General features: G+C 51.9%; 12 protein-coding genes. 9 read left to right on the top strand and 3 right to left on the bottom strand.

Going from position 1 to position 15,365, the window contains the following annotated elements; genetic code table 11:
- Positions 1 to 32: 32 nt before the first annotated feature.
- Positions 33 to 2,471, bottom strand: coding sequence for an ATP-binding protein (locus AC13DE_RS09955; RefSeq protein ID WP_483047724.1), 2,439 nt, complete (start codon positions 2,469 to 2,471; stop codon positions 33 to 35).
- Positions 2,472 to 2,904: 433 nt separating this feature from the next.
- On the opposite strand from AC13DE_RS09955, the gene AC13DE_RS09950 reads away from it, so the two are divergent.
- The 3 genes from AC13DE_RS09950 (at position 2,905) to AC13DE_RS09940 (ending at position 4,863) form a co-directional block, all read left to right on the top strand.
- Complete coding sequence (locus AC13DE_RS09950; protein ID WP_446296090.1) at positions 2,905 to 3,381, top strand: DUF305 domain-containing protein; 477 nt, start codon at positions 2,905 to 2,907, stop codon at positions 3,379 to 3,381.
- Between the two features lie 13 nt (positions 3,382 to 3,394).
- On the top strand, positions 3,395 to 4,153 hold the full coding sequence (locus AC13DE_RS09945) for a MauE/DoxX family redox-associated membrane protein (RefSeq protein ID WP_446296089.1): 759 nt from the start codon (positions 3,395 to 3,397) through the stop codon (positions 4,151 to 4,153).
- Between the two features lie 194 nt (positions 4,154 to 4,347).
- Positions 4,348 to 4,863 carry a DUF421 domain-containing protein gene (locus tag AC13DE_RS09940; RefSeq protein ID WP_483047723.1) on the top strand — a complete coding sequence of 172 codons (516 nt, stop codon included), beginning with the start codon at positions 4,348 to 4,350 and terminating at the stop codon, positions 4,861 to 4,863.
- A gap of 39 nt (positions 4,864 to 4,902) precedes the next feature.
- Here the strand turns inward: AC13DE_RS09940 and AC13DE_RS09935 are convergent, their stop codons facing one another.
- Positions 4,903 to 6,105 (bottom strand): GAF domain-containing sensor histidine kinase, encoded by a 1,203-nt coding sequence (locus AC13DE_RS09935; protein ID WP_483047722.1) that lies wholly within the window; start codon positions 6,103 to 6,105, stop codon positions 4,903 to 4,905.
- 443 nt (positions 6,106 to 6,548) lie between these two features.
- On the opposite strand from AC13DE_RS09935, the gene otsB reads away from it, so the two are divergent.
- The 6 genes from otsB to AC13DE_RS09905 all read left to right on the top strand — a co-directional run bounded on the left by otsB (position 6,549) and on the right by AC13DE_RS09905 (position 13,508).
- A complete protein-coding gene (otsB, locus tag AC13DE_RS09930) occupies positions 6,549 to 7,292 on the top strand; it encodes a trehalose-phosphatase (protein WP_483047721.1) in 744 nt (247 codons plus the stop codon).
- Entirely contained in the window at positions 7,293 to 9,068 is a 1,776-nt protein-coding gene (locus tag AC13DE_RS09925) for a glycoside hydrolase family 15 protein (RefSeq protein ID WP_483047720.1), read from the top strand.
- A 144-nt stretch (positions 9,069 to 9,212) separates the two neighbouring features.
- Positions 9,213 to 10,637, top strand: a complete 1,425-nt coding sequence (locus tag AC13DE_RS09920; RefSeq protein WP_483047719.1) for an alpha,alpha-trehalose-phosphate synthase (UDP-forming) — start codon at positions 9,213 to 9,215, stop codon at positions 10,635 to 10,637.
- 328 nt (positions 10,638 to 10,965) lie between these two features.
- Positions 10,966 to 12,309 carry a tyrosine-type recombinase/integrase gene (locus AC13DE_RS09915; protein ID WP_483047718.1) on the top strand — a complete coding sequence of 448 codons (1,344 nt, stop codon included), beginning with the start codon at positions 10,966 to 10,968 and terminating at the stop codon, positions 12,307 to 12,309.
- 138 nt (positions 12,310 to 12,447) lie between these two features.
- Positions 12,448 to 12,651 (top strand): hypothetical protein, encoded by a 204-nt coding sequence (locus tag AC13DE_RS09910; protein WP_483047717.1) that lies wholly within the window; start codon positions 12,448 to 12,450, stop codon positions 12,649 to 12,651.
- A 431-nt stretch (positions 12,652 to 13,082) separates the two neighbouring features.
- A complete protein-coding gene (locus AC13DE_RS09905; protein ID WP_483047716.1) occupies positions 13,083 to 13,508 on the top strand; it encodes a pentapeptide repeat-containing protein in 426 nt (141 codons plus the stop codon).
- Between the two features lie 105 nt (positions 13,509 to 13,613).
- On the opposite strand, the gene AC13DE_RS09900 is transcribed toward AC13DE_RS09905, so the two are convergent.
- Positions 13,614 to 15,230, bottom strand: coding sequence for a hypothetical protein (locus AC13DE_RS09900; protein WP_483047715.1), 1,617 nt, complete (start codon positions 15,228 to 15,230; stop codon positions 13,614 to 13,616).
- Positions 15,231 to 15,365 lie beyond the last annotated feature (135 nt).

Genomic DNA, 15,365 nt, shown 5'->3' with positions numbered 1-15,365 from the left:
CCATAGATGGTAAATACCTGCCGCGCAGGTGCCTAGGCCGCATCTTCTATTTCGTCCCAATCCGCGATCGGACAGGTGAACCAGAACACCGTTTCTTCGCCGGGATCACTTTCAAACCCGATCTCACCCCCCATTGCTTCGATCAAGTGACGCGAGATGTTGAGCCCCAGACCGGTCCCGCCCCGTTGTCTCGTGTCGGAGTTGTCAGCTTGCGAGAACGGTTGAAAGATCTGGCCGCGGAATTCCTCGGAGATACCTTTGCCCAGATTGCTTACAGATACCTTGGTGAACGTCGGAAAGGCTTCGGCGGTCAAGCAAACTTTGGTGCCAGGATAGGCAAATTTGCACGCATTCGATAAAAGGTTGGTCAAAACCTGCGTCAGACGCAGTTTATCTGTCAGAATATACTGATCTCCTTGGGGTGTATCGACCTCTAGGGCGACCTCCCATTGTGATGCGTAGGTCTCAAGTTGCTCAGCGGCAAGCATCATGATGTCGGTCAGATTTTCGGGTTTGGTGTCGTGGGTCATGCTGCCAGCGTTCAACTTCTCCATGTCCAGCAAATCATTAACCAGCTTCGTCAGCCGGTCGCAGTTCGACGTTGCTATTTCAATCAGGCGGTCAGTCGCTTGCGGCTTGTCGCCCTTGACCTGAGGGGCCAACAACCCAAGAGCGCCCTTGATGGATGTTAACGGTGTGCGCAGTTCATGGCTGACTGTCGCGACAAAATCGTGCTTCATCTGATCAAGGTCAAAGCTTTCCGTGACATCCAGCTGAATGCCAAGCATGCGCAGCGCAGTACCATCTGCGGCGCGCTTGACCACCACCGCATCGGATTTTATCCAGCGCCATTCATCTTGGCCGACGTTTACCCGAAAACACGCCTTGGCATGATCGGTTTCACCGTCGATGCACGCCATTTCGGCCAGCTGCAGGGCCGGCAGATCGTCTGGATGGATGCGGTCCAGTTGCAAGCGGTACGGGTCGCGCGCATCCATATGGCCTTCAATGCGTAGAGTGTTGCGCCAAGTGTCCGAAACAATCGAGGTATCATGCTCTAAATTCAGGTCAAACACACCGATTTGCGCGCCCATCAGCGCCAGGTTCCAGCGCTGTTCGGCCTCTTGCAATTCCTGAGCATGACGTTCGCTGGTGGTGATGTCACGCAAAAGAAGTGTGATGCGGGTGTCACCATCGGCGGTGACCCAGGTATTTTTCTCAATTTCGATTGTCAGGCTGTTCGCCTTTCCGGCGGCATTAAGATGCAGTTTGGATGCGCCGTCGGGGCTGTGGATGTTGAAGGATGGCAACAGCTGATGCAGAAGCTTGCCTTTGACCCGTTGGTGAGCGTCAAGCGGCCGGAGAAGTTTTTTGGCGGCGTCGTTGGTATCTAGAATTTCGCCTGCGGCATTCGCGGAAACAATCGCAAGCATGGCGTTTTCCAGAATCGACCGTTTTTCCTTGTCCTGGGTTTCCAGATCTCGGGTTTTCTGTGCGACTATTGCAGTTATCATGCGGTCTCTTCTGGAGAAAACCGCAAAAATCGTGGAAATCAGAGCAGTAATCAACACTCCAAGCAGCAACACGATCCACCGTGCCCTGAACGGCTGCAGCGCTTCGAATTCAGGGGTGCTTTCCCATACCAGGTTGAGTTCCTGACCATACATCTGCAAAGATTTGTGAACGACGAACTTTGAATTCGATAGCACCGCGTGGTCGGTGTGAGTGTTATATTCCACACGAAGCGAGACAAGGTCTTTCTGTGCGGATGCTAAGTCGACAAAGACGCGATTGAAGTTAGTGACCAGAAAAGCAAATCCGACAAACGCCTTCTCGGGCGTATCGGGTTTTGTATCTGGTAGTGTTCTGTAGACAGGCCTTAACAAGAACATTTCTCGTGATGCCGATGTCCGGCTTCCCTTGGGGACCCCGATAGATGCGATGGCTTCGCCGGTCTCACGGGCGGTCAGCGCGGCGGCAAGCAAATCGGGTTCATTCGCGAAATCGTACCCCAGCAGACTTGCGTGTCGCGGCCGAGGTTCTGCCAATCTGATGACAAAATGCTCGGAACCCGCGCCATCAACAGGGGCCGGCAACGCGGATTCAACCAAGTGGGTGTTCACATAGTTCACCGGGTTCTGATCGGTAACTTCCCCAAGCGAGGCAAACCCGATCGCAGTCGACGCCAACTTGTCCTGATGCAGGTTAAGCGCATCCGCATATTCGCCCAATTCGGTCGATGTCACTGTGTCGGACGCAAGCACCAATCCGGCGAGACCGTCGAGCGTCCGATTGAATTTATCTCCCTGCTGATGGATCAGGTTAAGGCTTTGATCGACCAATACGTCAAAATTTCCTTGCGAACGTGTACTGGCGATGTTGTGAACCAGCGCAAACGAAACGTACGACAGGGAAAGGCACACAACGACAAGAACTGCTTGAGATATACCTGTTCGGTGAGTGTTCGTCATACTATGCCTGCCGTTTGTATCCGGGTCTGTCGGTCTTGAACTGGTAAAATCGCTATTTTTGCTCGTACATGACCCATTAATACGAACAAGTTGGTTAAACTAAGGCGCAAATTCGACGGAGAATGTCTTGGACCATCGGCGCGCAGGGCGAGGTTGAACGTCACGCGACGGTGGCGGCGCAACCGCCGAACGTCAAACCGAACCGGCGGCGCTAGGTGGAGCAGAACAATATTCAAGACACTGCCGTGCAAATTCTAGATTTTGGATCTCCGGTTTCGCACAGAAATCGCGATATCGAATAAGGCCGATATCTAAGCCTTGCTTGAAACACCTGAATTCGTGGGAAAATACGGGTTTTTAAAAACTTTTCGGAACCTTCCAGCGCGGGAAGGTAGTTGCATCTCTATACAATTCAATTTTTTGAGAGGTCCTTATGTCCTATTGGCGTTTTTTCGCGATGATCATCACCGCCACGGTTGTGATGTTCGGAATGATGTATCTTAACAGCTACGCTTGGGATCATCTTTTTTACAGTGAAACCCGCACATACATGGCGATCTTGATGGGTGCGATGATGGCGATCATCATGCTGGCGTTCATGCTTGGCATGTATTCCAACAAAGCCGCCAACATGTCGATCTTTGCAGGCAGCGCAGTCGTTTTTCTGCTCGCGTTGTTTCTGGTCCGCAGTCAGGCCACCGTCGGGGACATTTCATGGATGCGCGCCATGATCCCACACCACTCCATCGCGATCTTGACCAGTGAGCGCGCAAATATTTCAGATCCTCGTGTTCGCAAACTGGCAGATGAAATCATCAAGGCACAACGCTTGGAAATAGCCGAGATGAAAGCGCTTATCAATGATTTGCAGGGTGGGCCAACCGCCACCCCTGAAATTGACGGCAAATAACAGGGGAAATCGCATGGCCCAGGTCGATCAGGTAAAAACTGCCAAACTTTACAGAATGGTAATGCCTGGGCACATGTGCCCCTACGGTTTGAAATCGAAGGATCTGTTGGAGCGCCAAGGTTACACGGTCGAGGACCATCACCTGGAGACAAGCGCGGAGACCGAAGCATTCAAGGCGCGGCATGGTGTGAAAACCACGCCGCAGTCATTTATCGGTACAGAACGGATTGGGGGATATGATGACCTGCGGGTGTTTTTCGGCCTCGATAAACCCAAGGATCAGCAGTCCGATACCTCTTACCAGCCCGTGATCGCGATTTTCGGGATGGCGTTTCTGATGGCCTTGGCGTTGTCATGGTTCAGCTTCCAGACAATTTTCACGCTGCGCGCTTTTGAGTGGTTCATCTCCATCTCGATGTGTTTTCTGGCCGTCCAGAAGCTTCAGAACGTGGAAAGCTTTTCTACAATGTTCCTGAACTATGACTTGCTCGCGCAACGTTGGGTACCCTATGGGAAGCTTTACCCATTCGGTGAAGCCTTGGCCGGTATCCTGATGACTGCGGGTGCAATGATGTGGCTATCAGCGCCTGTGGCAATTTTCATCGGGGGGATCGGGGCGGCATCCGTTATCAAAGCCGTCTATATCGAGAAGCGAGAGCTTAAATGTGCATGCGTTGGCGGTGATAGCAATGTACCCTTGGGGTTTATCTCTCTGACCGAGAACTTGATGATGCTTGGCATGGGCATTTGGATGCTGGCAAAGATCCTGTGAAACTGGCTGTCTGATAGACGCAAGATCCATGCGGCACGGGTCGCCCCTGTGCCGTTTTTGCCTGATCAAACCAACTGGGTGCGAAGTTTCCTCGCCCGAATGCCGGTATGAAAGACGCGAACGATCGGTCGGAAAAGCGCAGTTCCGGAATGCGCCGATGCCTACACCATTAACCTAACGGCAAAGGAGCTGACATGTTTTTCGATGACGCCATTTTGGACGCCTTGGCAAAAGGGGCTAACTTAAGCGCTTTGGGGCTTTTCTGGATTATTTTTCTAGTACGCGTTGTCGGGTTGCGGTCGTTTTCCAAGATGACAAACTTTGATTTCGTCATGACGGTGGCCATGGGATCGCTGCTCGCTGGGGCGTCGCAGTCAAGCGAATGGACCGGGCTGTTGCAGACCCTGACCGCCATGGCAAGCCTGTTCGCCGTGCAGTACCTGGTGGCATATCTGCGACAACGCTCTGCGACGCTTGACGACGTGGTTCAAAATAGACCGGTTCTTTTGATGAAAAACGGCGTCATCCTGCATGACGCGTTGAAAGAGACCCGTGTGAGAAAAGAGGATCTGGTCGCCAAGCTACGCGAAGCGAACGCACTTGATCTGTCCCAGGTTCAGGCGGTCATCCTTGAAACGACCGGGGACATTTCCGTTTTGCACGGTGCGAAGAGTGATGAAATGCTAACCCACGGGGTCAGGGAGGTCTGAGACGTCGAGCTGTCGGATCGTCCGCTCAAAGAGGGTAGTTTACTGCGGTACCGTTCCTTGTGGCATTCGGAAGGTGAATTTGGTTTCACGTTCATCCGACACCACATTCAGCGTTCCCCCGTGGGCTTTTGCGATCTCGGACGCGATATAGAGACCAAGCCCAAGGCCCTTGCGTTTTTTATTTGCACCGCCTTGTTGAAAAGGTACGAACAGGCTGGGCAGTATACTGGGCGGGATCATTTTACCTTGGTTCGCCACCGAAAGAATTATCTCGCTGTCGACCCGCTTCGCGACAAGATCGATCCGCTGCCCCTCAGCGCCGTGGGTGATTGCATTGCGTAGCAGGTTCGACAGCATTTGGGCGATGCGTTCCCGATCACAATCGACATTTCCGTCAAGATCGATGTCGCATTCGATGTCATGGTCAGGTGATACGGATTTGATTTCGGCGACAATTTGCTGAATTACCGGTTCCAATGGCTCGGCTGCGTCGCGTTCGATGATGACCCCCCCATCATGCCGCTGGCGGGCACGATCCAGAAGGTTTTCAATAAGATTGCTCATACGTCCAAGCGAAGCCTTCATGAGCGTGACGAGCTTGGTCGTAGGTTCGTCCAGATCTTTGCGCGCCATAATGCGCAGACCGGATTCAAGAGCACTGATAGGATTGCGCAGATCGTGGGCCAAAATGGCGATGAACTGCTGTTGTACCTCAGTCAGGTGCCGTTCCTGGTCGATAGCGATCTGGCTTTCCTTTAGCTTGTCTTCGATTTCCAGACTGTCGCCAAGCAATGATGCGAACAGTCGAAACATCGCCAGGATGTTCGGTGTCTTCAGGGTTCTGGGGTTGGGGTCAATTGCGCATAATGTGCCGAAGAACGTCCCATCTCTCCTGTGTATCGGAACCGAAATATAGCTTTGGATCCCGTACGTTGCCGGTGTGTGGTGATTGCAATATATCGGGTCATTGGCAACGTCGTCGATCACGATCTCTGTATTGGAGAGCCTGACTTCGTGGCACAGCGTGCTCTCTACGTCCAGTTCGTCGCCCGGTTCCAGGCCAAAAGAAATCTTGTCCACGGTCTGACAGGTGATCCACCGCGATTCCGTCACACGGGCAACGGCGGCAAAACCCATTCCTGTCGCCAATGTCGCGGTTTCCAACAAAGTAGGGACCATCGAATTGCGCCCGATCTCTTCCAGATCGCTGTAAAAGTCATGAGTGTTCAGTTGGCGCGTCACGGCAAGGTCATCGCTTGGGTTGTTATAATGTGGCTTAGTTTAACGGGGTGTTACTGCGGAAAGGCCTCTCTAACCTTTCCATAACTTGATTTATCCGACCAGAACCTGTCGTGACTGTCAACTCCAAGTTGTCGTTAGGTCAACCTGACGGGTGACGATAAATTTGTATCGCCTGTGATCATGGGGCAATCTGTGAAACCTCGATCAGCCTCGTCGGATACCCTGCGAACTGCCCGCTGACGTTCGGCCACTGCATGGTTTTGCCTTGACGTGTAGACTTTGGAACTCCAGCACTAAGTAAGACCCAAGGGTGGGCGCATGGCCCGTGTCATAAGCGCGACCCAGCTTGCAACTAACCCACTGAAGAAAATGTGAGAGGTCAGCGGCTTGAGGGACAAGAAAACAAGTATCACCTGTTCATTCCTGACTATGAAGGGAGCACCATGCCGTCCGATTTAGAAAATCTGGAAATTGAGTTATCATCGCATGGCTTTTTCTTTGATCTCGATGGGACGCTTGCGCCAATCACCGACGATCCATCGGCGGTGACGATCTCTGAAGGCATGAGGCAATCGCTGTCGACGTTGATCAACCTCACGAACGGGGCGGTCGTCGTGTTGACGGGCAGGGGGCTGAATGACGCAGCAAAGATTTTAGGGCCTCTGGATTTGCCGGTGGTCGGGTCTCATGGCTTGGAATACGACCATCGGTTTGACGGCCCAGACGGCGATCCGAAATCATCCGGGCAACTGCGCCAGGCGTTGAGCTTTCTTGAGACATTCGCAGCGGAAGCCAGGCTGAAGCTGGAGCACAAGCCCGGCTCGATCGCGATCCACTATCGACACGCGCCGGAACAAGGTGAAATCGCCCGGCAAACGGTGGAGAACGTTGCAAACCAGATGCCCGGCCTGCGCGCGATACACGGCAAGATGGTCAGCGAAATAGCGATCGCTTCGGTGAATAAGGGTACGGCGCTGGCGTATCTTATGCATCGCCCCGAATTTGCCGACCGGATACCGATTATGATCGGCGACGATGTAACAGACGAGGACGGCTTTGAGGCTGCTCAAAGACTGGGTGGAAGCGGGATAAAGATCGGGGCCGGTCCGACGCAGGCGATGTATCGCGCGCAGACCATAGGTTCGTTTCATCAATGGCTTACACACCTGCTTGCGAAAGGAAAATAAATGGAACTTGGGATTATCGGCAATTGTGCTGTTTCCGCGCTAATTGACCCTGCTGGTGTGATAAACTGGTACTGTCTGCCGCGTTTTGATGGTGATCCGATTTTTCACGGTCTGCTGGGGCACGGAAAGGGTCGCCCCGACGACGGCACGTTTCGGGTCGAGCTGGATGGTTGCTTTGAGACAGAACAATCATACTTGGCCAACACAGCCATTTTGCGCACCGTGCTGCGCAGCGCATCGGGTGCGGTCGAGATCATTGATTTCTGCCCGCGTTTCGAAGCGCGCGGCCGGTCCTTCAGACCGCAGATGCTGATCCGTCAGGTGCGCCCGTTGGACGGGGCACCGCGCGTCCGGTTTTGTATCAGGCCACAGTTTGAATGGGGCACGGTACCCCCTTCGATGACGCGCGGTTCAAGCCACGTGCGGTTTGTCGGTCCTGATCAAGTGGTACGTCTGACAACCGATGCACCGCTGGACCACGTGCTGGACGAAAGGTTGATCAACCTCGACCAGGAGATGTCATTTGTTCTGGGCCCGGATGAAACCTTGTCCGAAAGCCCACAGCACATCGCCCGAGACTTCTGTGACCAGACGACACGCTATTGGCGACGCTGGGTGCAAAGACTGGCTATCCCTTGTGAATGGCAAGAGGCCGTCATCCGCGCCGCAATCACTCTAAAGCTGTGCAGCTATGAACCGACCGGAGGCATCATCGCTGCGATGACGACGTCGGTGCCCGAAGCACCCGGCAGTACCCGAAATTGGGATTATCGCTATTGCTGGGTCCGTGATGCGTTGTTTACTGTACGGGCACTGAACAGCCTTGCCGCTACTCGTACATTGGAAAACTACTTTCAGTGGTTGATGAATCTGGTGGCTGACGCCAAAGGCGGGCACATTCAACCCGTGCTCGGCGTGGGTTTGGAAACCGAACTGACCGAGACCATCGCCGAGGCGCTTCAGGGGTATCGGGGCATGGGGCCGGTGCGCATCGGCAATCAGGCCCATGAACATTTTCAACACGATACCTATGGCAACATCATCCTCGGCGCCGCTCCCGCTTTCTTTGACAAGCGGTTGTTCATGAACACCGGCAAAGCCGCTTTCGAGCATCTTGAAGCATTGGGGGAACAAGCCTGGCTCCTTCATGATCAACCCGATGCCGGTTTGTGGGAGCTGCGCAGTCGTTCGCGCATACACACGTCATCTTCGCTGATGTGCTGGGTTGCTTGCGATAGGTTGGGCAAGATCGCAGCGCATCTGGGGCTACCCAAGCGGGCGACATATTGGACAGAGCGCGCCGATATCATTCGCGCCAAGATCCTTGAACGCACCTGGTCGGAAAAGCGTCAGTCCTTCGTCGAAAGCTTCGACGGCAGCACGCTCGACGCCAGCGTATTATTGATGGGCGAGGTCGGTTTTCTGCCTCCTCAGGATCCGCGGTTCGTGGCGACGGTCGAAACCCTGTCTGCCACATTGGGTCGCGGTCCCTTCATGTTGCGCTATGAAGAAGCGGACGATTTCGGCGTTCCGGAAGTCGGGTTCAACCTGTGTGCTTTCTGGCGCGTCGACGCCTTAACCCGCATCGGGCGCAAAGACGAAGCACGCGACTTGTTCGAGGCGCTGCTCGATGCGCGCAACCCTCTGGGGTTGATGTCCGAGGACACATCATTTGCGACTGGCGAGGCTTGGGGGAATTTCCCGCAAACCTATTCGATGGCAGGTATCATCAACGGGGCAATGCGGTTATCGCGGCCTTGGGAGGAAGAACTCTAGGAATATGTGCTAAAATCCCCGTGGAGGGGAACCATACGCGAGCGGGGTAATTATATTACTATAGTCACTTTGTGGTTAATTATCGCAATGAACATCACGTTCTGGCGGTGACTTTGCTTTTTAACGGTTCTTTGAGAGGTCGCCATGGGGGGTAGATTAGTCGTCGTTTCAAACCGCATTCCAACCGAGGCAGAACCTTCTGGCGGCTTGGTTGTTGCGTTGCACAGCGCGCTTTGCGCAAAAGGCGGCATCTGGATCGGATCACATCCCGATTTGTCCGAAGCGCCATCCGCCCAACTGCAACCAATCGGTAACGAACAACGATACACGCGTCTGGCCTTTCAGATCACTCAACGTGAACATGAAGAATTCTACCTTGGCTTTGCCAACTCTGTCCTGTGGCCAGTCTGCCATCGCCGCGGGGATTTGGTTGATTTCAAGCGCAGCTTCCAGAACGCCTACATGGAGGTGAATAAACGCCTCGCCCGGCTTATCGTCGATGTGGTTGAACCAGATGACCTGATCTGGATACAGGATTACCATTTTTTTCCTTTGGCATCCGAACTGCGCAAGCTTGGATTCACGGGGCGTATCGGCTTTTTCCTGCATATCCCGTTTCCCACCCTGGGGGATCTGGGGGCGTTGCCGGAAAGCGCCAACTTGGCTGATTGGCTTGCGGATTACGACCTGGTCGGGTTGCAGACCCGTGCCGATGTTGCGCGCTGCCTTGAAATGTTCCGCTCGCAAAACCAAGCCGAAGTCATGCTCGATGGGCGAATCAAGTACGGCGCACAGGTTTTTTCCGTCCGCTCCTTCCCGATCGGCATAGACGTGACGGCGTTCGCCCGGGCTGCCAGCCAAACCCCTACCGGCGCCGATCTTGGCCCCGACATGCGCGGCGAATACATCCTGGGGGTGGATCGCCTCGACTATTCCAAAGGCCTTCCAAACCGGTTTCGTGCCTTTGCGCAATATCTTGAAAAACGTCCCGACAAGGACCGGCGCGTAAGCCTGTTGCAGATCGCACCGCCGACCCGCGAAGAGGTCATGGCGTATAAACAAATCAGGTCCGAACTGGAGGAACTGGCAGGCCGGCTGAACGGCGAACATGCCGAACTGGACTGGACGCCGCTGCGCTACATTCACCGAAATATCAATCGTAACCTGCTGGCAAAGCTTTACCGGGGTGCGCGCGTGGGGATGGTGACGCCCTTGGCTGACGGAATGAACCTTGTCGCCAAAGAATATGTCGCCGCCCAGGATCCCGACGATCCGGGCGTATTGGTATTGTCACATCTGGCGGGTGCTGCCGAGGATCTTACCGAAGCGCTATTGGTAAACCCTTATGATATTGAAGGCATGTCAGACGCGTTGTCCCAGGCTTTGGATATGCCGCTCGAGGAAAGAAAGCGGCGTTATACGGCCTGCATGGATCAAGTCGAAAAGACCGACGTTAATGTCTGGTGTAACAGCTTTATTTCGGCGCTCGAAGCCTGCGAAGCGCCGCTGGGGTGGGGTAATTCGACAATGAATCACAACCCGCGAAAGACGCTCAAACCCGCGACCTGACATTGCCGATCAAACTCCCGCGCTGCGCCAAGCACGCGCTATGACCCTACCAGCTTCACCGGTTGAACACCGGTTGAACGTCGTAGGGGTCAAAACGGCACCCAGAGCTGCGTTTCGGTTGCAATGGCGGAAAATGCCGCCCCGGGCCGCTAGGAAACTGGCCAGAACGGCCGGTCACGCGGTCTTACCACCTGCAAAGGCATCACTCAGGGAGTTACAAGTGGCAGCCCGTAGGGGACGAGAAGACATTTTGCCTTAACAGCCTTTTTTCCTTGCAGTGTTGGTTATCATGCATAGACCTATGGTAAAAACATATGGGAAATTGTCTATGGTTAAGCAAAACTCCTACCTTGAGAAGCAGTATAATACGTATTTTGCGGTGCTCAGGATTCCCGTGGATGTTCAACGTTATTTCCAAGGAAAGACACGCCTCAGTGCTACGCTAAAGACTAGCAGCTTAGGTGAAGCAAACCGCCTGAAGTGGCCATACATCGAAGGCTGGAAGGCCAGTATTGAACTTGCAAGACGTACAATGAGCGGGGACGTTCCCCAAAGCGTAGCAGAACAAGCAGCCCGTTATGCTCTTTGGCTGCAAGGTCACCAAAACGGCCCAGAAGAGGCAAAAGGCGATCTGTTCGGTATGCTGGACGAAACTGTTTGGCGAGACTACGACTGCAGGGATCGCGCTGATAACCCTACCCTACGGCACGACACCACAGAACAAGAGAAAGAAGAGGCTTACCTTGCCTACAGCATGGCAATCAAAGAATGGACTGGAGGCTACGTCGAAGAATATTTGAAGCAATATGAAGCTGAAGATAAGACGAAGGATGAAGGCAGGCGCGCCCTTAAAATCTTCTATGAGCGGTTTCCACATTTAGAAGAAATCACTCGTCATGCTGTGGAGGACTGGGTTGAAGATATGCTGGAATCCCGTTCACGACCTACTATCAAGAAGAGGATTGGCTTCATCCGTGGTTACTGGAATTGGTGTAGTCACAGGAAGCGGGGATATTTCCCCCCAGAAAACCCGTTTGAGAAAGACCCCTTGCCTCAAGCAGCAAAGAGCAAGCAAGCTTCCTCTCAGAAAGCGCAAAGCAAACGTCCGGCATTTACTCGCGAAGACTACTTAAAATTCCTAGACGCCGCACAAGATCAAGAGATGCAAGACTTCATCAAGATCGCTGCACACACAGGTTGCCGCATCAGCGAAATCATGCACTTCAAGCTGCAAGACGTTGCCCATGACAGATTTACTGTAGAAGATGCCAAGTCAGAGTCCGGTTGGCGTGAAATCCCAATTCACAACGAGATCAGGCCAGTTGTCGAACGCTTAGCCACCCACTCTAAGGATGGTTTTCTTTTTACAGATCAGACCCCGAATGTGTACGGCAAACGTACAGCACGAATGGGCAAGAGATTTGTCAGGCTTATCAAAAAGGTTGGCAGCTATAAGAACGGTGTTGGCGCTCATAGTTTCAGGAGGGCGCTTGCGACAATGATGCAGGAGAATGGCGTTGAGGAATTTAAGGCTGCTGCAATTATTGGGCATGAGGTTGGAACCATAACATATGGCGTTTATGCTGGCAGCCTGTCGTTTGCAGACAAAAATGCGATTATTCAAAACATATCTTATAACATGACCGACGCAAAGCCACTCAGAAACCCGTAGGCTGCGCTAAATCGACGCTTTAAAGGCCACCAACGTCTTTAGGCTAGGGCACCATCAGAGACCTGTAAGTGGGCCTCTATGGGGGCTATTTAGCCCTCTCACACCGGCAAGCAGCCACTTAAGGGCAAGGATTTTGAAGTGACGGCCAAATCAGCAACAAAAAAGACTGAAGGCACCTTTGCGGTTCCAAGATATTTCTTGCAAGATACCAATCCTGTCAGCCCCGTCTATCACGATGTGCAAAAGCTGTTTAAGCGGATCAATTGGGCCAAGCCCCCAAAAAGAGCAGACGCCATAAAGCACAGATTCAATGCCTTCACTAACTTGCTGAACCTGAATTAAGTGAACAAGAGTGGTCAGAGTCTCAGGAAAGCCTTTTAGGTGAAGGTTCGCCTGTGTCTTGGATAGCCTCTCAATAAGGCAAAATTCCAGCGATCCAACAAAATCAAAGGCGGTAGAAAAAGCCAGTATGACGCGATTTTAGGGGCTTGAGTTGCGCTAGGCCACCGTACCCGCTTAAGCCCCTAAGTCGCCCCCTAAACGGCCATTGTAGCCCACTTAAAACACCTTGCACGGGCTAGTGTCTGGTTGCGCTATCTGACAATCTGCACTTGCTGTAATATTTGCTCTGTTAGGGGCGTGAGGTCATTTGATAGGGTTAGCCCGCCTAAGCCCAGACCTTGCGCTGTACGGGCAAATATATGCACTCAGAATAAGGGTTTGCGCTGGGCATGTAAGGCCATAATGACAAGTTCAACGGATGAGGTCACAGAATGAAGAAAATACTAGCAGCGATTACCATAGCAATGACTCTGATAGGGTCAGGTGCATCAGCCTTCGATGCCGAGCATGTAAAGCAACTTAAAGAGACTGGAAATTGTGCTGGCTGTGACTTGCGTAATGCCAACCTTGCAGATGCCGCCCTGCCTAATGCCAACCTACAGAGTGCTGACCTGCGGGGTGCTAGTCTTCCGGGTGCTAGGCTGACTAGGGCCAACCTTGGGGGGGCTGACCTACAGAGTGCTGACCTGCGGGGTGCTAATCTGTTGGGTGCTAATCTGTTGGGTGCTGACCTGCGGGGTGCTGACTTCGATGGCGCTGAACTAACTGGTGCGAGCATGAATGGTGCGAGCATGAAAGGTGCTATCCTTTGCAATACCACAATGCCAAATGGTAGCGTTGAGTATAGTGGCTGTTAGAAATGAGGCTGCTCAGGGCATTGGCTTAGACATTTCATAGCGCTTAAACCATCGCCCAGCGCCTGCTTGTAGCATGGGGATATTGGGTCCTAATCTCAACTCTTCCTAGTAATGATTGGAGGGAGGTGGTAGCCAGTAGGTGTGTTCGTATTTAGTGTCTCTATATTGAATAAATCTTAATAATCGTTCTTCATATTGGCTTGTCTTATCATTGATAGTAGCTGTCTCATTATAGAGGTCGATGAAGGTGTCTTGTCCTGCTACTCTGTCTGGTGCCTTGATCTCAATAATATCTTCATAACTTAAAGTTTCTTGTTCCATGGCGAGACTTGAGCCAACAACCTTTAATGAAGCATCTCTCATTAGTTCTAGAAGTAGTCCAACATCAAAGATTGATACAATGTAACTATCATGGACTGACAGAATTGGGACTTTAAGTTCTGTGCTTGCTTTGAGAACTTCTGTTGTGATCTGACTATCAATCTTCATCAATCTTATGCCCTGATCTGAGCATAAATCGTCTCTTAGATGTGGATGTTTATCTATGAATGCAGAGAGGAATAGGGATAGTTCATCGTTGGCCAATTTCTTTTGTGGTGTACCTGTCGGCTGATCATTTCTAAATGCACTAAACGCGCTGTCTTCTGTCTTGGCATTGATGGCCGTTAGTACGAGTAATTTGACTATGGCCCTTTGCTCTTCAAGATTGAACTGAGGAAGGATTTGGTAGCCAAGATTGTATCGGTCCTTGGGGTCGTCTTGGATACCCTTCTGTGCACTGAGAATAGCTACATGAAGACCTTTATAGTCAACTTCTACAGTCGGTTTATTGTTGATGGCTATCTGCTTTCTGAGGTCTTTGCTAACCTGTTGCCACCATCCCCCATAGTAACGGCCATTTAGGTCCCATTGACCACGACTAAACACCCTTCTAACAAATTTGTTGGCTTGATTGATTGGAACGACCTGAACCTGACCGTTTGACTTAGTGCGGGTTATTTGTGGCTCTTCAAGACTTGGAATGTCTATGTAAGTTTCCATTAGAAGATCGTTGTAGGCTGTTAAATCCGCCCTCATACGTTCTGTTTCAGGCGTATCCTTATATTCGATTGGTTTGCTCTTCTTAGCCCCAGATTTAGTCTTGATCGGTTCCCCATCTTCATCAACATCAAGATTATTTAGAACAACGCATTCCCGATTATGATGAAGGTCTAACTCATAAAGTTCAATATCGAGTAAGGAGAACATTTCTCCGAGCTTATGCGTTGCCCTTATTCTTGAAGTATGGCTACCCCAGCCTGTACCCGTTCTGTTGTTGCTGCCCTGTTTGAAATCGATGAAATCCTCAATCCAAAGGGCCTTAATAATCTTCCTGATCCTGCCTGAAATATGCAGAGCGTTGTATCTGCTGTTCACCTTGTAGGCGTCATTCCCTTGCGCAACTCCAATGCAGAGCAGAGGGTCAGTCTTCCAAGCCACATAGAGATCAATCAAAACGACTTTGAGCATAACTTTTCCAGATGCCTTGCCAGAATTGTTGCTCTTACCACTTATTTGTAGGCGATTATCATCACTCAGGCTGTCATAGATCGTATCCACAACCATGTTGATCTCAGGGTGCTCAGACCAGACATGCACATCTAAGGGCTTAGAATGCCAAACGTCTATCTCACCTATGTCAGTCATCGTGTTGATACAAATACGGCAAGAACCGTAGCCCAAAGTTCTTTCATTTCATCACGTTACATGCATGCGGACGCTGTGCAAAGAAGAAAGCCTATTCAAGTCATTATCCCTGATCTGGCTGTACTTACCTATCGTTCGATCATGTGGATTATCGCAAGTGCATGGGTTGTC

The sequence above is a fragment of the Sulfitobacter sp. L-8 genome (assembly GCF_056859255.1).
This window is presented reverse-complemented; position numbering and strand designations above follow the sequence as displayed.